Origin of the sequence: Kluyvera sp., assembly GCF_047971185.1 — a bacterium.
Taxonomy (GTDB): Bacteria; Pseudomonadota; Gammaproteobacteria; order Enterobacterales; family Enterobacteriaceae; genus Kluyvera.
Genome location: NZ_JBKDZH010000022.1, coordinates 1 through 18,183, shown reverse-complemented (window position 1 = coordinate 18,183; position 18,183 = coordinate 1). Strand labels below are relative to the sequence as shown.

The following is an 18,183-nucleotide window of genomic DNA, read 5'->3' as shown; positions in this document are numbered from 1 at the left end:
GGTGACGACTCAGAAGCCGGTTTTAAGGGCCAGATCGCCCATATTCTCCACCGTCTGTTTGTTGCCCTTGTGGTCGGAAAACTCCAGCTTGTCGAACAACCCGTTGTTGTGCGTGGTGGTGGTAGCCTTGTCCGTCCGTGCATTGAGCATTGCTTTGGTGGAGGCGAAAATGCCGGTTTCGCTATTGTCGGCGAACTCCAGCGCCGGACGGGCTTTCAGTTGTGCCAGCAACGGCTTTTTCTCGTCGTCGCTGAGACCTTTCTTGTCGGCCAGCTCCGTGATTTGCTCAATGCGATCGGTTTTGGTGTTTTCCTGCATCCCCTCCAGCTGTTTCTGCATCTTCACGACTTCCGGGTCGGTGGTGGTCGTGGTGCTGGTTTTGTCCTTGCCTTCACCGGTGCCGGTTTTGTCATTACCTTTATCGGGCTGTTTTTCACCGTTCGCGGTTTTGATAGCTTCCGTGACCATCGTTCCCAGCGACTTGTTTACTTCGCCGACGATTTCCGTCACCAGTGTTTTCTTTTCGTTCTCATCCATCTTGAACCCCTTATTGGATGTGGATAATGTGATCATGCTTTCCGGGTTCGGGGTGGACAGTTTCACCACATCCCGCGTTTTAATGTCCGCCGCCGGGGGCAGTTGCCCCAGCGAGGCGACGTGATGAAGGTAGTATTCGCCGGTGTCCGGGCGCGGATAAATGCCCGCGCTGAACCCCTCGAACTTTCCCTCGTCTTCCAGTTGCTCCAGCTCCGGGGTGTAGACCAGCTCCACCACCAGCTGGTCGCCGTCGATGCGGGGCAGGCTGACGCGCCCCAGCGCCGCAACCTGATCCGCGTCCTTGTCCGGGTGCCCCAGCGTGATGGGGGCACGGGCCTGCTCGGAGTGGTTTTTCACCACCTGCTCCAGGATATCCATCCCCACCGGCTTGCCGTTCTTCTGCACGCCCGCTGTAATCAGGCTCAGTGTGCGACGTCGTGCCATGACTCCCCCTTAAATGGTAAAGCTGACGCCGGTTGACGGCGTGTCTTCCGGGTACGATGTGCCGTTTTCGAAGTCGACCTCGAACACGCGGCCCTGCTGGTCGGAGACCGACACAAACAGGACGCTGATGTTGGCGGTGTACGGTTCATCGTTGTTGAACAGGTTCACCGGCGGATTCGTCACCCAGCCGTAAATCTGCGTCACTGCGTTATTCACCACGCGCGTTCCGCTGGCGGAGTCGACCACGCGGGCCTGCCCGGTCAGGCGCAGCTTGACGTAACCGTCGTTCTGGCAGAGTTGACGGGCGTCCGCCGTGGACAGGCTGTTAAACTCAAGCGTGGCCGTGGAGGCGTTAAACTTGCCGTTCGGCACCGCAACGTCGCCCACACCGCCCAGCGAGCTTAACGTGGTGGTCTTGCGCTCAATGGTCATGCCGCCCTTGCTGATGCGACCAACGTAGATGGTGTTGTTGAGCGCAACCGCCTGGTTACGCCAGATAATATTTTTTTCAGCCATACCGGATTAGCTCCCCAGCAACTGACGGAATGCGTCTTCAAGGCCGTCGACATACACTTCGCTGGTGTACACGACGTGCTCCATCGGCACTGGTGGCGTCAGTTTGTAGTGGTAATAAATAATGCCCTGGCGCAGGGTCTCCGCCGTGTTCTCATCGGCGCGGATTTCGCACTCGCCGTACACAAGCGCGGTCCCGGTTTTGCTGCGCAGGAACTCATTCACGCTGTCGCTGACCATCCCGATCACACTGGACGTAATATCGTCGGGACGGGTGAACATCGGGCGATCCATGTAATACAGCGTGAAATACTCGATGGAGTCCTCAATGATGTCGCACACACGCCGCCAGGAAATAAACGTCAGCGGGTCGGTGGCATCCGGGAACGCGCCGGAGCGGTTGCCGAATGCACGGAAGCCGCCGAGGTTGTTAATGATGGTGGCAATGCCCTGGCTGTTGAGGTAATTCACCTCGCAGTCCCGGTCATTCGGGATGTATTCCAGCACGTGCTCAACGCCCACCACGTCTGTCAGCGGGTAGTTCGACGGGCTGCACCAGTAGCCGGTCTCAAATCCTGCGTCGGTCAGCCCCTTGTCAATCTGGCAGATAAGCCCGGCTTTCGACGGGGCCGTCCAGTCGTATTGCGTGCTGCCCGCTTCGTTGACGATGGCAACGCGCGGCCACTCCACCAGCGCCCGCTGTTCGGCGGCGTTCGTTTTCTTCCACTGGAACGCTTCTTCCGGCGTGGTCACGGTCAGCGGCATATCCACCAGCCAGATCCCCCGGAGCTGCTTGGCCTGTGAAATGGCCGGACCCAGTGCGCCGGTGCGCTGGATAATGCCCGGTGCCATGAACACCTTAGGGCTGAATCCGAACAACTGGCGGGCTTTACGCCAGGTCGGCAGGCTGGTAATGAATGCCGCCAGCAGTTCGTCGCCGGGCGCATCTTCCACCGTCACCAGGCAGGTAATCTCCACCGCCATGACGGACGCCGTCGCCGCCAGTGACGCGGTAAGGATAAATTCCCCGGCAGTGCGCGGGGTGACTTCCCCGGTCAGGGCGTCCACGAACGCCACGTCTTCATCGCCGGAGGACCAGAGAACCGTCTGCCCGTCCGGGTTCGTCAGGGCGACCGCCTTACCAGGCTGCGCGGTGTACAGGGTGGCAACGGACGCGCTGAAACTCGCCTGTGACGGCATCATGTCCACCGGGATATCGGTTTCATCGACCACCTTTACTGTCACGGTGATGACGTCAGAAGTGTATTCCTCGCCGCCGTCCACGGTGATGGTGATGGTGGTCTGGCCGTCAGCGACCGGCACCGGCAGATTGTCATCGTCAATCGTGAGGACTTCCTCGTCACCGGAGGCCACCGTCAGCGGCAGATTGTGCGGATTGGACAGCACCCATTCCGGCGAAAAAATGCCCGTACCGGTGCTGTTATACAGCGTGAAATCCGCCGAACTGACCGTCACACCGGACGGCTCCGGCTCCGTGGGTTCGGTGAAATCACCGGGCTTGCCGAGCGACAGGCAAATAACCGTGGTGTTGGTGACGTACTGATACACGCGGCGCAGGGCGTCATAAATGGACCCCGGCCCGATACTGGCCGTGACGTCATCCATATTGCGCACGACGATCATCTCGCCAGGGCTGGCAAGTTCGGCGGTGCCGGTGATGCTGATAATGCAGCTGGCGACCTCAATAATGGAGGCCGCGCCGCTGGTGATTTCCGTGGTTTCGACCCCGTGCAGAAACGTACTGCCGGAGCTGGCACGGGTGATGTAGCGGATTTCACGCGCCAGCCGTTTCTGCCGGGTCGCCGGACCGCGTGGTGTGCTGTTTCTGGTCTGCGTAATAAGCATAATTAAACCCCGATAAGTTACCGGGGCCATTATTGCGTGACAGGAATTTTACGCTGGTAGTACTACCAGGATTAACCGGGTACGACGGAGCCGTCGCTGTAGTACAGGCGGATGATGCGGGTCCCCACGCCGCGCACGGTGTACGTCACCGTGACACGGACTTTGCCCTGTGCCAGCGCTTCGCCGCCGGACAGTCCCTCAGGGATACCGACATCCACGGCGTGAATGTCGATGCGTTTCTCGTATCTGCCGACCGCCTCGGCGATGGAGACTATCACATTAGGCAGGAAGTATTGCGGCGCATCCAGCAGGTTCATCAGCTCGCAACCGTAAAGCGGATCGTAAATGCGCTCGCCCGGTCGGGTGAACAGTAAAATGCTGAGCGCCTGATCGATATCATCCACAAGGGAGCCGTTTCTTTCCCCGGATGCGCCAAGCCTTACCGCGTATTTCATGTCAGACCCCGTTTAAAACCCGTTTAAATTTTCTCAGATTCAACGCAATGCCATTCAGGCATACATTGACGCCATAAAATCAAAAAGCGCGTCAGCGGGCTTTACGCGCACGATTTCGCACGCGCTTTCGCATTGGTTGATTTGGCGCATCAGAAACGCCGTCCGGGACGTTATGCGTGTGCCCGTTGTAGACCACCCGGATACTGCTGACGGTGCCGGTGGCATCCGACAGTTCGCCCTGTGTGCTGATGTTGCCGACGGCGCTCAGCGTGGCCTCGCACGTGACCGCCTTTTTGTGCGTCACTTCGTCCCGAAACTCACACGGCCCGGAAATCACCCAGCCTTTCCCCGGCTCGCCATGAATCGCCACGCTACCGTCGGTCAGCGACAAATCAACGCGACCGGCCGCCATGTCATAGCTGAACGTGGTGCCGTCGGGATACTGCGTCCCCTCGACGCTTTCCTCATCCGTCCAGGGGACGTCTTTCAGGTTGTGCAGCGAGCAGAGCACCACGCCGAACCGCCCGCCACCGTAGGGCGGGAACAGACAGACAACCTGTTCGCCCAGTTCGTAGCGGCTGACCTGGCTCGCCCCTTTAGCCCGGCGGGTGCCGGTGCCAAGCCAGGCGCTGGAGGTCCCGTTCTGGCCGGGCAGCACAACGCGGACCCGGTTGCCGCTCACCTCCGCCACTTCACCGAACTGCACCAGGCGGATCAGCTTTGCCATAACGTCGCCGAGCTGCCATTCCTGGTCGCTGATATCTTCCATCATCCGCGCATCCTCCCGAACCGTTTGGCGAACTGTGACAGGTGACGCACCGCATTGGACACCGGCGTGGATTTAACCGGCACGCCACCCGCATGGCGGGACTCAAGATGCGTGAGGGCCATTTCCACCGCATCGGGGCAGTCATCATGGTCGCGCGGGAAGTTCAGCAACTGGCTGAGCAACAGCTCCATGCCTTTTTCCTGGAGCAGCAGCAACCCGTTTTCCACCAGTGACGACAGCGAGCGAATGCGCTGCTCTTTGTTACCGCCCTTAAACCCGATCATCGGCAGACGCAGCCCGCGCCGGGACGCCTCGCGCATCACTTCGCGCTTGTAGATAGCCTGAAAGGCCACATCTTCGAAGACAACAACGCGCGGTCGCCAGATGCGGTACACGTTGCAGATACGCCGGGCGAACGCCAGATCGGATTCATGCCAGCCCATACAGAACAGCACGTAATAAATACCGGTGGCGCGGTGTTTGGCGACCACGGCGATGGCGGAGTAGTCCCCCTTACGTTTCCCCGTGGCCGGGTCGACGGCCATCACCACATCGCAGTCCACAAGCAGCAGTTCGCGCAGAATGAAATACTGAAACCAGGCTTCCGTAAATGCACGTTCTTCGTCGCTGATGGGCAGGTTCATCCATTCGGTGAACCACATCCCGCCGAGCTGGCGGCGCTTCTTCTCCAGTGCAGGCAACGGCCAGCGGTCAGGCCACAGGGAATCGCCCTGCGGGGTGATGGCCCCGAACCGTAGCCCGATCCAGTCTTCCAGCTGGCCGCTTTCGATTTCCTCCAGCAGCAGCGACGGCAGGTCTTTCGGGTGCATGATGGTATTGGCGACAATGGTCAGCGCCCCCTGGCCGAGGTTGAGCACCACGCGCTTGAACCATTTGTAGAGCTTCTTGCGCATGATGTCGGACTCGACGTCCTCATCCTTGAGCAGATCATCGCAAATGATATGCGTCGGGCGCTGGAACTTGTCCTTAATACCACGCAGGGACTGACCGGCACCGACGGCGGCGATGGCGCTGCCGTTCGCCAGCTGGATTTTGCGGGCAGACCACTTCCGCCCCCGGACGCGCTGCTCGCCGTAGTCGGCGATAACGTCCTCGTCTTCCTCCAGGATTTTCTTGACGCCATCCATCATGTCGGTGGCGGAATCCTTGCTGGCCGCGCAGATGATGATGAATGAGCCGGGGAAGTTGAGCGCCAGCCACAGCGGCAGCGCCTGCGTGTTACGGGTGGTTTTGCCGTGGTCGCGGGGTTCAATATCGAGGATGCCTTCATACTGCGATACCGGCGGCACAATAAACGCGTGATCATCCCGACGAATGAGGGTGCGAAACAGCTGCTCGTCGGCATGTTTCAGCTGGCGTTCTGACACAAGCCGCGTGAGCGCCAGCTGGTACTCTGCAAACGGCACCGGAAATGCCTTCGGCATCCACGTCTGGCAGAAGAAGGCAAAATCGGTTTTTGCCTTTGCCATCCGGTCAGCGCGGGCGGCGGTCCGCGAGGCGTCACTTTCTTCGGCCTGCTGGCGGGCGGCGTCTTCCCGCTGCTGCGCATCGAGACGCAGGCGCAGGTTCTCGCGCACCACCGGATTGTTAAATAGACTTTTTGGCACGCTGCAAATCCTGTTTTGTGATCTCAATTCCGGCGAGCGCGTCAAGCAGCTGGCGCAGCAGGTCGGGATAATCATCCGCCAGCAGCTCGGTCAGCTTCTGCTCGATGGCGGATTTTGCCGCATCCACGCCGGAACTGAATTCCAGGCGCAGACGCCCCACATTGACCTGTGCCCGGCTCAGGCTGGCGAGCGCTTCGACCAGGTCGCCCGCTTTGTCGAACTGCAGATCGTCCACGCTCTTGATCACGTCCAGCAGCTTTGTCGCCAGGATTTGCTGGCCGACTTCGACCAGGTCCGTCCCCGGATTGTTGCGGGCTTCCGTCAGCAGCAGCTTCGTGTCTTCCGTCGCCCTGCGCATCTGCAGGGCAATATCTTCGTTGGACTTGATGGTGCGCTGCACCGCTCCAAAGGACACGTCGAAGCCTTCCCCTTTGAGGGTGTCGGTGATTTCCCTCATCGTCATTTTGTCGCGCTGGTACAGGCCAAGCACCCGCTCAACCAGCCCGAACATGTCAATTTTTGAACGTCTCGCCATAACCAAATCCCTGATAAGTGTCCGGGCAGTGTCTCATTTACCGCGTGTGCGCCTGGTAGCACTACCAGTGTGCAGCCGTCGTGCGGGTATTCTGGCGGTCAGAGGGGGATGTATGGCAATTAAAAGTCAGGATTTAAAGGCGTTTAAACAGCAGTTACACAACGCCACACTGCGCCTTGGCGGGCTGAATGAAGTGCTGGCCCCCATCGCGGTGGGAATGGTGCAGGACAACATGCGCCGGGGCAGTTACACGCAGAACGCGCCGCTGACCCGTGAGCTTAAAAACGGCGGGTCGCGCCCGCTGATTAATACCGGCGAGACCCGCGCCAGCATCACGCATAAGCTGCGGGGCGATGGCTTTGTCATCGGCACCAACAAGAAACACGCCCGCCTTATCAACGACGGCGGCGTGGTGACGGCGAAGAAAGCCCGCAAGCTGATCCTGCCCGCCACGAAAGACGTGAAAAAGCGTGTGGATGCGTGGGGCGTGCGTAAGGTGGTGGAGTGGCTGGAGGACAGCGGCTGGACGCTGTTCTGGCGTCCGGGGGCGCTTATCGGTAAAGCGCCGAACAAGGTGAAAAAATTCGGTCAACCAATAACCGTCAGGACGAAAGGCAAAAAGGCGCAGAGCCGCCACCAGTTCTTCGTCATCTTCTGGCGTAAGAAAAGCATCACCGTACCCAAACGCCGCTTCATGATGCTGAGTGACCAGCAGCAGGCCACGCTCCTGAAAGTGGCCGGGCGACACCTGCGGGGGAAAAATGATAGCGATTGATAAGCTCAGGACGTTTTTCATGCGGCGCTTTGATGTGACCAGCATTATGGAGCCGAACAACGCAATGGCCCGTCGTTCGGTGCGCATTGCACAGACGGGGATGACTCTGTCACAGCTGTCAATGAATGTTCCTTTTACTGACCGGGTGCCCTATGAGTTGCTGCTGCGGTTGCAGGTCACGCTCCGGCTGTCAGGCGGCAACGCCGGGGACCAGCTGACGCACCAGATAGCCGAATCCGGCGTGCTGTTTCACTGCCGCCTGCGCGATGATCTGGTGGTACTGAAAGACGTGGCGGAGGTGTTGCCGTACCTGAATGAACCCGGCGGCGAAAGCGGATTCACCGGAGCGGAAATCGTCGGCGATGCTGAGCTGATGGACGCAAAACGCGTGGCGTCAGGCTATGAGCACGGCGCACAAAACGGCTTTGAACCGGACGGCAATCTGTACGTTTATAACGAGGTCTGGACCTGCACACTGGCGCTGACGCTGCACCGGCTGTTTGATAATCCACGGCTGAAAATGGCGGTATTCACCCCGGACAACGACGACCCGCTGGTCGTCACCCCGAAACAACCACGGGAGATCTGATATGGCAACAGAGACCATCACCACCACAGAACGACGCCCGAAGCACAGCCAGTGGGGGGCGCTGGGCGATATCACATTTCGCACGCATTCCTCCCCCGGCAGGGTCAGCGACGACCGGCGCTGGAAACTGAACGCGCAAAAAATCATTAACGGCTACCCGGTGCACCAGGCAGGCGGCGAGGATGAGCGCACCACCACGCTGGAAATCACCCTGAATAACCGGTTTGTCAGTATCGCCGACAGCTATCAGCAACTGATCGCCCTGGCGGCGGCGCAGGTGCCACGGGCGCTGGTCATCGGGACCGACTTTCGCGGCTATTACGTCATCGTCAGTCTGCGGGAAACGGTGAACACCACCACGCAGGAAGGGATCATCACTGAGGCCAGCTATTCGTTGACGTTAAAAGAGGTGCGCGGTGAGAACACTGTATAGCCTGCAGGGGGAGCGCTGGGACCAGCTCAGCTATCGCGCGTTCGGTGTCTCCAGTGAGGAAGGTGTGATGGCGCTGCGCGATGCTAACCCGCACCTGCTGGGGACGGACCTGCCGTTCACGCTACCTGCCGGGGCGCTGGTGACGGTGCCGGATATCACCCTCAGCCAGACCGACACCGTGGAGGTGGCCCCGTGGCAACGATAGCCCCCCTTAATCCCACGCACCCGACGGTGCTGCTTAACTGGGCGGGCCGGAGCGTGACGGAAGACCTGAGCGGCTTTGTAATATCCGCCACCTATACGGAAAGCCTGCGCAAATCAAAGGCCGGGCGCGACAAGGTATCGCTGGTACTCAGCAATAAAAACCGCATCTTCTGCAACGCGTGGTATCCACAGCAGGGTGACACCCTCAAGCCCGGCATCGCCTGGACAGACCGGGTGACCGGTCGCCAGAAAATCTGGCGCTGGGGCGCGTTCACGATTGATGATATCCGGTTCCGCTTTGGCCCGGATGAGGTGGTGATCGGCGCGACGGCCACCGGCGCAAGCAGCGACAAAATGGAACAAAAGCAGAGCCGTGCCTGGGAAAATATCAGCCTGCGCAAGCTGTGCGACCTGCTGGGAAAGGAAGCGGGCATGTCATGCACCTTTACCGGGGAAGACGTCATCGTCCTGCGCGTGGAGCAGCGCAACGAATCCTCGCGCGAACTGCTGACCCGGCTCGCCGGGAGCTTTGGTCTGGAAATCGCCATGAAGGACAAAGCCATGTTTGTGGGCACGCCGGATATGGCAACGCTCACGGTGGACATGGCGAATCGCGCAGCCGTCAAAAGCGCGGACATTGTGGCGCAGTCACACCGGACCACCGCGCAGGCCGTGGTGGTGGAGTATTACGACCCGGAAAAAAAAGAGGTGATGACCTACAGCACCGGCAGCGTCACGGACGACAAACACACCCAGCGTTACTACGACGCCGACGTCGGCAGCATGGACGAAGCGAAGCGCTTCGCGCAGTCGAAGATGACCGACAAGCGCCGCGCGGAATCCCGGCTGGTGCTGCTCAATACCCCGGTCGCTGCCGGACAAAAAATCGTCCTGAGCAATGCGGGCAAACTCCCGGCGAACTGGCGGGTGGAGGAGCAGACGACCAGCGTCAGCACCAGTAACTGGCAGGCATCCATCAAAATGAGTAAGGGTAAATAATTATGCAACGATTCCCGGACATCCCCGCCCCGGAGCTGGTGGAGGTGGACAGCGAAGCCAGTCTGGCCCGCATCAGACAACAGTACTATGAGAAGACCGGGCACTATCCCGACGTGAACGACCCGGAGACATTCGAACTGGAGCAGCTTAACTATGAGTCAAACCTGCTCCGGGATGATATCAACCGCAGCGCACAGCAGAACCTGCTGGCCTACGCTGACGGGGCCATGCTGGATAACGTGGGTCTGCTGGTGGGGGCGACGCGTCTGCCTGCGTCGAGCGCATCCACTCCGGCAACCGTCACACTGGTGACCGGTCATCCTGATTTTGTGCTGGCAGCAGGTTACAACGTGCTCGCCAGCGACGGGCAGACGTCGTTTGTGACCACAGCGGATTATGCGTTTTCCGCCAGCCAGACCGAAGGCGAGATAACGCTGGTTGCCACCGACCCCGGCACCGCCGGAAACGGCTTCCTGCCGGGTGAAATCACCCAGACCGTGACCCCGAACGACTGGATAGGTGCGGTCAGCAACACCGGGACCACGCAGGGCGGCGCGGATACGGAAGACGATGACAGCTTCGCCGAGCGTATCTTCCTGGCTCCCGGCCAGTTCAGCGTGGCCGGGCCTTATGATGCCTACAAATACTGGGTGCTGAGTGCCAGCGCGGCCATATCGGATGCCAGCGTGGAAAGCCCGGAGCCGAACGACATTGTGCTGTGTGCCGTGCTGGAAGGCGGCATCATCCCGGATGCACCACTGAAGGCCGTCATTCTTGAGACCTGCTCAGCCCGCGACGTGCGCCCGCTGGGGGATCGGGTCAGCATCGCCGACCCGACCGCCATCGAGACCAGCGGCGAAATCCGGGTGGAGGTGTACAAGGCAAACGCCTCGCTGGCGAACCAGATAGAGGATGCGGTCAGGCAGGAAGCCGACGCGCTGGCTTATAAGTGGAGCGGTAAACTGGGGCGGGATATTGTGCCGCAGGCGTTCGAGGCCATCGGACAGAAAAAATCAGGGGTGTACCGCTGCACCACCACGCTGGCAGAACAGACGCTGAATAACCAACAATTCCCGTTAATCACCATCACCGCCGTGGACGTGGTGCTGGTGGATGAAGAAGAGGTGTAAAGCGTGGTCTTAATTATGACTTTAACTAATTAAAATCATTAACGGTATTCAGTAGTGCATGGCGAAAGTTGCTTGTATTGTAGAAGATTGTTTACGTAAGGGGATAACATGGAGCATCAGACTGAATTCACTAAACTTTATTCTGAAAAATGGAATATGCGTTTTTCTTTTTTCACGCAAAATGGTGCACCATGCACAAAAAACAATCGCAGAGCATTAAAAGAACTGCCGTTGTTTGGGCGCATGAAAATATCGATGAACTGGTGGGCGTTCTTCTTCGGTTTCATCTATTTTCTTATCCTGGGTTTATGGCGTCAGGCACTGTCTTTGCTGGGTATTACAATTCTGGTGTCAGTCATTGTTGAGTTTGTAGCACCAGCCATGGGGCTTTACATCACTCCATCTATCGCTACAGGGATTAATTTGGGCATGATGGGAATGTGGGCAATGACTGCAAATTATGCGTACTACCTGAAAGAAGTCAGGGGTATCAGGGGATGGAATCCATTCAAGGGTATTTTCTGAGTTAAAAAAGTCCCCGCGTTTGCGGGGACTTTGCTGTCTGGTCAGTCGAACAAATCCAGTTGTTTCCTCTGCGCCTTCACCTTTTCCGGGTCAACGATAACGAAGACCAGCCATGACCCCAGGCGGGTGGCGAAAAATTCGCGGCGGCGTATCCGGCGATACATGTTGGTTTTACTCTCCCCGATAACGCGCCAGCATTCAGCCATGCGCAGCGACTCGGGTTTAATCTGGCTCATATCCAGCTCGCTAACTGGTGTCACACTCATCTTCATCTGTCAGCCCCCACAGCAAATCAGCAACCTCGCGGGTATTATACCAGGTGCGACCGCTGCCTGCATGGAAGATCAGGACACGACGCATCAGGGGAGTGGCATCGCCGAGCATGTCCAGGAACTCAGCCGCCGGGATGCGATGCTCCGGCCAGCGAAATTCCAGGATAGCCAGTAACTCTTCATGGGTTTCAGGGCTGACAATCGTCACGACATCATCGGAATTAATGCACGACATAAGCGCCTCTCAACTCTGCTTTAACCAGCGTTCTAACCCGGTTATAACCTGAGTTATAGTCGACCCGGTGAGAAACTGCACACCGTCAACGTGGACGGTATGACGCACGAACGCCGCCAGATTCTTTGACCGGAGTCCATTCTTCCAGCCGCGCTTACGGGCCAGCGCTGCCAGTTTGGCCCATTGCGCATCGGAAGGACGCCCCGGCGCGGTGCCGCCGGGACGATAGTTTCGGGTGTCTTCCAGCCAGCCCGCATCACGTAGCAGAACGTACAACGTTTCAAGCTGCGTCCAGGTCAGGCTCTTGCACGAACGTTGCCCGGTCTCACGCTCCAGCAACTGGCGATAGGCTGCGTCCAGTTCAGCAGAAGAACCGCCGCCGAGCTGCGCCTGTAACATCCGCATCGCGCCTTTGTGGATCAGACCGTAATAGGTGTTACGGTTTGAGAAGGTGTAGCGATTGATGTTCATTTATCCTCCCTGGCCACTGATTCCAGAAGCCACATCGCACCATGCTTCACCACTTTGCGCTCAAGTGCCTGACGCTCATCAATGGAAAGACTATCCAGCGCCAGAAATAAAAAGTGCGTACCGTAACAATCACTGATTTTTTCATAAGGGTGCCTTTCTACTGACGGAGCCTGCATCTCCGACTCCCCAATAAGAGATGAAATGGAAATCCCCATTGCACGCGATATCTGTATTAATTTATCGAGGCTTGGCGATGACTGGCCTGTCAGATATTTACGCATTCCGCCTTCTGACATGCTGCATCGCGCGGCAAATTTGCTCAGGTTGTCGGAGCCTTTCAACACGCAGAGTCTTTCAATGAAGGCCGCGCGATGGTCAAAATTACTCATGATTTAGTCCCTGATATTTTGCTGTAGAGCCATTCAAGCAAGGAAAACACCAGATAAAGAAACCCAACGGTAATTGAGGTAATAACCACCATCGGCCACACCAGTGACCATCCCGCCGCGCTGTCTGGGTCAGTACGCAAGGCTGGGTGCCTGAATCTATTACGCCAGGCAAACCCGAAAAAAAAGACGAAGAAACCCAACAGCCAGACAAAGAAAACGATCATTAAATTACTCACAAGACACCTCCACCGGCAGTAATAGCGGTGCGAACTGCACGCGCGAGGTGCTCGCGTAGTTGTTGCGTGTTGTGATATTTGATAGCTATGTCGCGCAGCTCGTTCACCAGTTCGCGGATTTGATGGTCTTTCATCGCCGCTGGTTGCTCTTTGATATGCAGCCTTGGCTCGCCATCTTTTGGTTCGGGCCACTGGCGCTGTTTGTTAATCGCCAGCTTTTCGATCATCGCCTGGGTAATCTGTTCGTCGGTATAACCCGCACGGCGCTGCGCATCCCATAACAGGAATTGCATGTCAGCCCATTCGCTGAGGTCGCCAGGTTCGGCAGCAGCTTCAAGGGCTTCCTGAGACAAGTGTTTCAGTGGACCTACCGGGCCAATATTGCCGAAAGTGATATCGGCCCACTCGGCATGCTCGCGGCGAACTTGGTTACGTTCCGGCGCTGACTGCGGGGCGGTGTAGAGCGCCCGAACATCATAGCCATCATCAGCGGCCTGCCTCTTACCATGCTCACTAACGTTAATCCAGCAGCCGTTTACCGCCTTAAATTGCCAGGCTACCAGCTCGCTATCAGCTTCCACCAGGTCTTTGGTGTGTAGACGCGGGCCATTGTTATTCAGCTCGAACCATTCGCGCTGTTTGTTAGCTGCTAACTGCAATAGTTGCATATCAACCCACTCATCGCTCAGGTCGTCAGGTTCAGCAGCGGTATCAGGGACGGTTTTGCACCCTTCAATGCTCGCCCGGACAAAGTGCGCAGCCTGAACAATGACGCCATGAATCCAGGATAAATCAGCAGTACGTTCGGAAGCGGGCATCTTCTCCGGGGATATCGCTTTACTGATATGGCTCTGAACGAGGTTGTCGAGCGGCTCTCTCGCATCATCAATACTGAATCCGCCGGGAAGCGTTGCGGACAATGCGACTTCAACAGGAGCGGCGGACGCCTGCGGAACGGCGAACAACGGCCCCGGATCCACATCAAAGCGACGCCAGCGGATATCACAGCGCCTTTCTTCGCCTTCTTTATGCCATGCAACCACATCAGCAACCGGCGCGGCGTTCGTGCAGGCAAGCGCCAGATTCAGCGCTGCAAGCAAATTTTTCACATCGCTATCGTTACGGGATGGGTTTGCCTCAATTGCCTGCTCAAGGTCGGCAGTTGTTTGCTGCAACCATGCTTTAAATAATTCGCTTTTCTCGCTCATGGTAAAATCCTCGCCAAACCCATAAAACAGAACACACCCGCAGCCAGACCAATTCCCGCCACAGAAGAAATAAACAGGACATACAAAAGCAGGCTTAAAAATTCTTTAAATTCGGATTTAACGTTATTCACGGCATCCACCTTATTTACAGTTGAAACGTTTTTTATGGCGCTCGACGGCATCGCGCATATTCTTTTGCGCGGTCTTATTCAGAACGCGATGATTCAGGTTGTTGTAATAAAGCCAGCGTGACGGGACGGGATAGCCCGGACGCTCGATGACAGTACTACCATCGCTAAGGTGGTATTCATGACGAACGCCGGTCTGCTGGTAGTTTGCCCCTTTAACATGTAGCAGCATCGCCAGCCCCCTCATGCGCCAGAACGGGGGGGGACCAGCTCCAGCCCTTCGATTTTGCGAAAATGAGTAACGACGGTGCGGGCGGTAGGAAAGAAGGTATCAACCACATCCAGACGTTCTTCCGTCATCCAGCGATTTTCTTTGCGTTTGGGCAGCGCTTTACCGCCACGCTCTTTTGATATGCGGCGCACGGCGGACGCGTAAGGGTTAACGGTACGCTTGCGCAGGAACACGTCCTGCAGCGGGTTGTAGTGCACACTGTCGTTCTTCGCAAAGCCCAGCAAAGGCGAGTTGTCGACGATAACAACGTACTGCATTCGGGTTTCGCTGGTGGGGTATTTGGCGACCTCAACTTCCTTGCCCTGATATTTAAATTTAACGCGGATTCCCGACTTTAATGTCTCCTCAATGCCTTTCCATTGCGGTTTGGTGATAGCGTTGACTGGCTTTTTCATGGCAGCATCCTCCCCAAAACCGCATCCGCTGCGGTCTTTCTTTTATTCGCATATCTCCATGCTTCAACCGGTGATATCTCAAACTTGCGGGCAATATCCGCATTACGCACGCCAGCATCCGCAAGGGCGCGAATCAGCAGCACATCCTCATCACAAAATTTAACTGAAGGGTAGTTATCGCCACATTTATAAAGGCTGATTCGATGCATATGTGCCGCGCCAATTATTGACCGCTGGCTGCGTCCAAGATGTTTTGCTATCTGGCTGCTGGTCATGGTTGCCGCATGGGTGCGCAGGAAATGCAGTTCCTGCTCGCTCCAGTGAGGCTTGGTGCATCCTGATTTATTAGCCTGATTTTTCACTGATGACGCTGTGCGTCCCATACGCTGCGCAATTTCAGCAGGCGTCATACTACGGTAATTCGCAACCAGAAAAGCGACATCAGCAGCAGTCCAGGGTTTATACGTTTTATGTACACGTTTAAGGCTGCGAACCTTATTTAATTCAATACCACTTACATTATTCATATAGTAGTCTCCTGAAATTTGGCGTAAGCCAGCCCCGGCGGGTTTACGCCAATATTTAAATAATGTTTAAACGCTAATTAAATTACGGTGCCATTCTTTAATGTTTCGACCTTAACGAAATAAGGCTCGACATTAATTTCAACAATACAACCGCATTTAAAATCATTCGCCGGGGCAACCGTTTTGACGATGCGTCCGCCGCGTAATACCGGGTTCGGAATGTAAGTAAACGCTGTCCCGACCGGGTAACGCTGGTTAAACTCTTTTGCGCCCATGTTTAGCCGCTCCTTTCCATCCCCTGGCTACCGCGTTATTGCACAAAGCAATGCGGTCGGTCGCCCACTTCTGGTTATTAACATCGAGAGCCTCGTCGCGGGCCTCAGTCCAGAATTCAGCTGCCAGCCCGAACTGGCCGTTACACTCGGCCACAACCGCCTTATTCGCTGCGCGGTGATATGCCGCATTTGGCGCTGGTTTTAATGACATAGCCATATTAAAGTGCCGCCATATCGAGAGGGATATTAATAAGCTTTCCTTCGCCGTCACGCTGACGAAAATTGATATAACATTTAGTTTCGTTGCAAATGATAGCGTCTTTAATCGCTTCCTTAACCTGCGGCCAGCGTTCGTCTTTGATGTCAAGGCGTAATAACCCGAGAATACGCGACATGCTCAACTTGCCCTGACGGTCAACCACGAAGGCATCGTTCACAATCGCCAGCAAATTCTCATCCGCTCCCTTACTCCAGTCCTTGAAACACTCATCAATAATGACTTTTGCAGACTGAATCTCAGGACCAAGGGAAATAACATCACTGACTTTAATGGTGATTTGCTGCTCGCCGTCGTAGGTGGAGAACGTCACGTTGCCTTTCTGACCACCACGTTTGGCGTTGAACTTCTCATCGAGCAGGGCAAGGAATGCGTGACAGTCGCCAAATACGCTTTTCTTGAACTCACTCATGACGTGCTGGATAGAAAACGCCCCGGCGACGTGTTTACGAACGAATGTATCCATCTCAAGGTCATGCGCCGGAACCTGCGCCAGTGGCACGAGGCGACCCTTACGGTCTTTCATGTAGCCGTCTGGCACATTGTTAGTAGCGGTCTGCGTGGTGCTGGTGGTTTCAGTGGACATTGTGAGGCTCTCCTGTATGGGTGGTAATTGCTTTTGGGGTTGAAAGTTCCGCTGCAAATTCCGCAGCTGATTTCGCTATCGCCATGGCGAAAGCCATTTCGCACGCGCAGTGGTCATTAGCCTTTGCCTTAATTTCTGGCACAGCCTGCAGTGAACCATCTGCCGCATGTTCTATCTTGATAATTAACGTTACTGACATAACGCCTCCGCTTAATGTAAAGATTCAGACCAGACGACCTTGCAGCCGTTGACCATGTACTGCCCCTGACGGTAGCGCCCGTGGGCGTTAGCGCCGAACTCCAGATAAAACGCCTTACCTTCATGTACCATGCGCTCACAAAAGGCGCAGGGAGTAACGCGAATAACAGGTGTATTGCTGACAAGCGTCACGCCGCGAACATCGACCCGTTCAGCACCGAGTGCCTTAATTACCAGGCTGGCTTTTTCCATCGCGCTGACAAAGTTGATTTTTGAACCGGTCATCATTATTTCCTTAGTGGATCAACATGCTGGCGTATTCCTCAACCAGCGCCGGTGATATGCCATCATTAAGTTCGCTGGCGCGAACCACGCCCCGTGCCAGCTTAAACAGGCGGCGATAATTGCCCTTAGAGGCTTTATAAAAACTATCGTCTAAGGCTTCACTCCACTGGACATCATCAGGCAGCAGACTCGCCAGCACGTTACTGAAATCATCGCGATCGGTTTTGACCTTCTCAGCATCGAGATCGATAGCCATACCGACGCGGCTGTAAAGCTGCGCAAATTCTCCCATGCGGCCTTTCAGGTTCAGCAGTAAGCGCGGCATGCCTGCCAGCACCACACCCACACCGGAACGGTCGTGGATGCGGCGCATCACTTCCAGGGCGCGATAAGGCAATAACTCAGCCTCGTCTATTGCAATCAGCCAGCCAGTGCCATTCAGGGCGCTGATGCAGTTCTCGGTCAGTTCGTGGATGTTGCCGCGCTTGCCAACGCCAAGGCGCTCGCACAGCTCCTGTAACAACACTTTGGCGGTATAGCCTGGATCAGCTTCAATATGGATCACGTCTTTGAACATGCTGGCGTACTGCTTCAGCGTCATGCTTTTACCCAGCCCCGCCGAGCCATACAACACGCCGATATCGCCGTCCAGGTGGGTATTACGCATCATGGTAAGGCACTTGGCCGCAAGGCGGGTTTTGACAAAAGAGATGCGCACGGCGCGGCTTTTGGCCTTGTCATCCTCGCGGGTGAGGAAGTTCTGAATCGCCGCTTCAATATTGTCAGCGTTGCCCGCATACTCTCCGCGAAGGTAAAGAGACAGGGTCGCGCTGCTGATACCAATTTGCGCCGCCACCTTTTTTTGGGTGTAGTGCTTCTCCGTCATAAGACGGTTTAAATTCTCTTTTAATGACATTTAAATATCCTCGCCGGGTTTTAACCGTGCTTCTTTAAATTCTGTTCGTACTCAAATTCAGATTCGAAAATATGTATTTTTTTACGCGGTT

At 56.3% G+C, this 18,183-nt stretch carries 29 protein-coding genes and 1 pseudogene; 7 read left to right on the top strand and 23 right to left on the bottom strand.

Going from position 1 to position 18,183, the window contains the following annotated elements; genetic code table 11:
• Positions 1-9: 9 nt before the first annotated feature.
• From ACK5JN_RS06315 to ACK5JN_RS06285, 7 genes are all read right to left on the bottom strand, one after another.
• Positions 10-981, bottom strand: coding sequence for a hypothetical protein (locus ACK5JN_RS06315; protein ID WP_416869370.1), 972 nt, complete (start codon positions 979-981; stop codon positions 10-12).
• Positions 982-990: 9 nt separating this feature from the next.
• The gene (locus ACK5JN_RS06310) at positions 991-1,497 is read right to left on the bottom strand and encodes a phage major tail tube protein (RefSeq protein ID WP_416869369.1); all 507 of its coding nucleotides are present in this window, start codon (positions 1,495-1,497) and stop codon (positions 991-993) included.
• A 6-nt stretch (positions 1,498-1,503) separates the two neighbouring features.
• On the bottom strand, positions 1,504-3,360 hold the full coding sequence (locus ACK5JN_RS06305) for a hypothetical protein (protein WP_416869368.1): 1,857 nt from the start codon (positions 3,358-3,360) through the stop codon (positions 1,504-1,506).
• Between the two features lie 71 nt (positions 3,361-3,431).
• Complete coding sequence (locus tag ACK5JN_RS06300) at positions 3,432-3,764, bottom strand: GPW/gp25 family protein (protein ID WP_416869367.1); 333 nt, start codon at positions 3,762-3,764, stop codon at positions 3,432-3,434.
• Positions 3,765-3,906: 142 nt separating this feature from the next.
• Positions 3,907-4,587: a phage baseplate assembly protein V gene (locus tag ACK5JN_RS06295; protein WP_416869366.1), complete on the bottom strand. Its 681-nt coding sequence runs from the start codon at positions 4,585-4,587 to the stop codon at positions 3,907-3,909.
• The gene (gene terL, locus ACK5JN_RS06290; protein ID WP_416869365.1) at positions 4,584-6,212 is read right to left on the bottom strand and encodes a phage terminase large subunit; all 1,629 of its coding nucleotides are present in this window, start codon (positions 6,210-6,212) and stop codon (positions 4,584-4,586) included. The genes ACK5JN_RS06295 and terL overlap by 4 nt, the downstream gene beginning before the upstream one ends.
• Entirely contained in the window at positions 6,193-6,747 is a 555-nt protein-coding gene (locus ACK5JN_RS06285) for a phage protein Gp27 family protein (RefSeq protein WP_416869364.1), read from the bottom strand. The genes terL and ACK5JN_RS06285 overlap by 20 nt, the downstream gene beginning before the upstream one ends.
• Before the next feature lie 112 nt (positions 6,748-6,859).
• On the opposite strand from ACK5JN_RS06285, the gene ACK5JN_RS06280 reads away from it, so the two are divergent.
• The 7 genes from ACK5JN_RS06280 (at position 6,860) to ACK5JN_RS06250 (ending at position 11,402) form a co-directional block, all read left to right on the top strand.
• The gene (locus tag ACK5JN_RS06280) at positions 6,860-7,522 is read left to right on the top strand and encodes a hypothetical protein (protein ID WP_416869363.1); all 663 of its coding nucleotides are present in this window, start codon (positions 6,860-6,862) and stop codon (positions 7,520-7,522) included.
• Between the two features lie 19 nt (positions 7,523-7,541).
• A complete protein-coding gene (locus ACK5JN_RS06275) occupies positions 7,542-8,111 on the top strand; it encodes a hypothetical protein (protein WP_416869362.1) in 570 nt (189 codons plus the stop codon).
• Between the two features lies 1 nt (position 8,112).
• Entirely contained in the window at positions 8,113-8,544 is a 432-nt protein-coding gene (locus ACK5JN_RS06270) for a phage tail protein (RefSeq protein WP_416869361.1), read from the top strand.
• Complete coding sequence (locus tag ACK5JN_RS06265; RefSeq protein ID WP_416869360.1) at positions 8,528-8,749, top strand: tail protein X; 222 nt, start codon at positions 8,528-8,530, stop codon at positions 8,747-8,749. Before ACK5JN_RS06270 ends, ACK5JN_RS06265 begins: the two co-directional genes overlap by 17 nt.
• Complete coding sequence (locus ACK5JN_RS06260; protein ID WP_416869359.1) at positions 8,737-9,747, top strand: phage late control D family protein; 1,011 nt, start codon at positions 8,737-8,739, stop codon at positions 9,745-9,747. Before ACK5JN_RS06265 ends, ACK5JN_RS06260 begins: the two co-directional genes overlap by 13 nt.
• A gap of 2 nt (positions 9,748-9,749) precedes the next feature.
• On the top strand, positions 9,750-10,877 hold the full coding sequence (locus tag ACK5JN_RS06255) for a baseplate J/gp47 family protein (RefSeq protein ID WP_416869358.1): 1,128 nt from the start codon (positions 9,750-9,752) through the stop codon (positions 10,875-10,877).
• Positions 10,878-10,985: 108 nt separating this feature from the next.
• On the top strand, positions 10,986-11,402 hold the full coding sequence (locus ACK5JN_RS06250; RefSeq protein ID WP_416869357.1) for a DUF2628 domain-containing protein: 417 nt from the start codon (positions 10,986-10,988) through the stop codon (positions 11,400-11,402).
• A gap of 41 nt (positions 11,403-11,443) precedes the next feature.
• Here the strand turns inward: ACK5JN_RS06250 and ACK5JN_RS06245 are convergent, their stop codons facing one another.
• The 16 genes and pseudogenes from ACK5JN_RS06245 to ACK5JN_RS06170 form a co-directional block, all read right to left on the bottom strand.
• Positions 11,444-11,662, bottom strand: coding sequence for a hypothetical protein (locus tag ACK5JN_RS06245; protein WP_416869356.1), 219 nt, complete (start codon positions 11,660-11,662; stop codon positions 11,444-11,446).
• Complete coding sequence (locus ACK5JN_RS06240; RefSeq protein ID WP_416869355.1) at positions 11,649-11,909, bottom strand: hypothetical protein; 261 nt, start codon at positions 11,907-11,909, stop codon at positions 11,649-11,651. The genes ACK5JN_RS06245 and ACK5JN_RS06240 overlap by 14 nt, the downstream gene beginning before the upstream one ends.
• 9 nt (positions 11,910-11,918) lie before the next feature.
• Positions 11,919-12,380, bottom strand: coding sequence for a regulatory protein GemA (locus tag ACK5JN_RS06235; RefSeq protein WP_416869354.1), 462 nt, complete (start codon positions 12,378-12,380; stop codon positions 11,919-11,921).
• Positions 12,377-12,769, bottom strand: coding sequence for a helix-turn-helix domain-containing protein (locus ACK5JN_RS06230; RefSeq protein ID WP_416869353.1), 393 nt, complete (start codon positions 12,767-12,769; stop codon positions 12,377-12,379). Before ACK5JN_RS06230 ends, ACK5JN_RS06235 begins: the two co-directional genes overlap by 4 nt.
• Complete coding sequence (locus ACK5JN_RS06225) at positions 12,766-13,005, bottom strand: hypothetical protein (protein ID WP_416869352.1); 240 nt, start codon at positions 13,003-13,005, stop codon at positions 12,766-12,768. The genes ACK5JN_RS06230 and ACK5JN_RS06225 overlap by 4 nt, the downstream gene beginning before the upstream one ends.
• 137 nt (positions 13,006-13,142) lie before the next feature.
• Positions 13,143-13,454: pseudogene (locus ACK5JN_RS06220) on the bottom strand (DUF550 domain-containing protein); the annotation flags it as partial.
• Positions 13,455-14,209: 755 nt separating this feature from the next.
• Positions 14,210-14,344, bottom strand: a complete 135-nt coding sequence (locus ACK5JN_RS06215) for a sodium:solute symporter (protein WP_416869351.1) — start codon at positions 14,342-14,344, stop codon at positions 14,210-14,212.
• A gap of 10 nt (positions 14,345-14,354) precedes the next feature.
• Complete coding sequence (locus ACK5JN_RS06210; RefSeq protein ID WP_416869350.1) at positions 14,355-14,573, bottom strand: hypothetical protein; 219 nt, start codon at positions 14,571-14,573, stop codon at positions 14,355-14,357.
• Positions 14,574-14,584: 11 nt separating this feature from the next.
• Positions 14,585-15,028, bottom strand: a complete 444-nt coding sequence (locus ACK5JN_RS06205) for a hypothetical protein (protein WP_416869349.1) — start codon at positions 15,026-15,028, stop codon at positions 14,585-14,587.
• Positions 15,025-15,555, bottom strand: coding sequence for a hypothetical protein (locus ACK5JN_RS06200; RefSeq protein WP_416869348.1), 531 nt, complete (start codon positions 15,553-15,555; stop codon positions 15,025-15,027). The genes ACK5JN_RS06205 and ACK5JN_RS06200 overlap by 4 nt, the downstream gene beginning before the upstream one ends.
• 77 nt (positions 15,556-15,632) lie before the next feature.
• A complete protein-coding gene (locus tag ACK5JN_RS06195) occupies positions 15,633-15,830 on the bottom strand; it encodes a hypothetical protein (protein ID WP_416869347.1) in 198 nt (65 codons plus the stop codon).
• Entirely contained in the window at positions 15,811-16,041 is a 231-nt protein-coding gene (locus tag ACK5JN_RS06190) for an ANR family transcriptional regulator (RefSeq protein ID WP_416869382.1), read from the bottom strand. Before ACK5JN_RS06190 ends, ACK5JN_RS06195 begins: the two co-directional genes overlap by 20 nt.
• A 7-nt stretch (positions 16,042-16,048) precedes the next feature.
• Entirely contained in the window at positions 16,049-16,693 is a 645-nt protein-coding gene (locus ACK5JN_RS06185; RefSeq protein WP_416869346.1) for a DUF3164 family protein, read from the bottom strand.
• A complete protein-coding gene (locus ACK5JN_RS06180) occupies positions 16,683-16,892 on the bottom strand; it encodes a hypothetical protein (protein ID WP_416869345.1) in 210 nt (69 codons plus the stop codon). The genes ACK5JN_RS06185 and ACK5JN_RS06180 overlap by 11 nt, the downstream gene beginning before the upstream one ends.
• Before the next feature lie 11 nt (positions 16,893-16,903).
• Positions 16,904-17,179: a hypothetical protein gene (locus ACK5JN_RS06175; RefSeq protein WP_416869344.1), complete on the bottom strand. Its 276-nt coding sequence runs from the start codon at positions 17,177-17,179 to the stop codon at positions 16,904-16,906.
• 7 nt (positions 17,180-17,186) lie between these two features.
• Positions 17,187-18,092, bottom strand: coding sequence for an AAA family ATPase (locus ACK5JN_RS06170; RefSeq protein WP_416869343.1), 906 nt, complete (start codon positions 18,090-18,092; stop codon positions 17,187-17,189).
• Positions 18,093-18,183 lie beyond the last annotated feature (91 nt).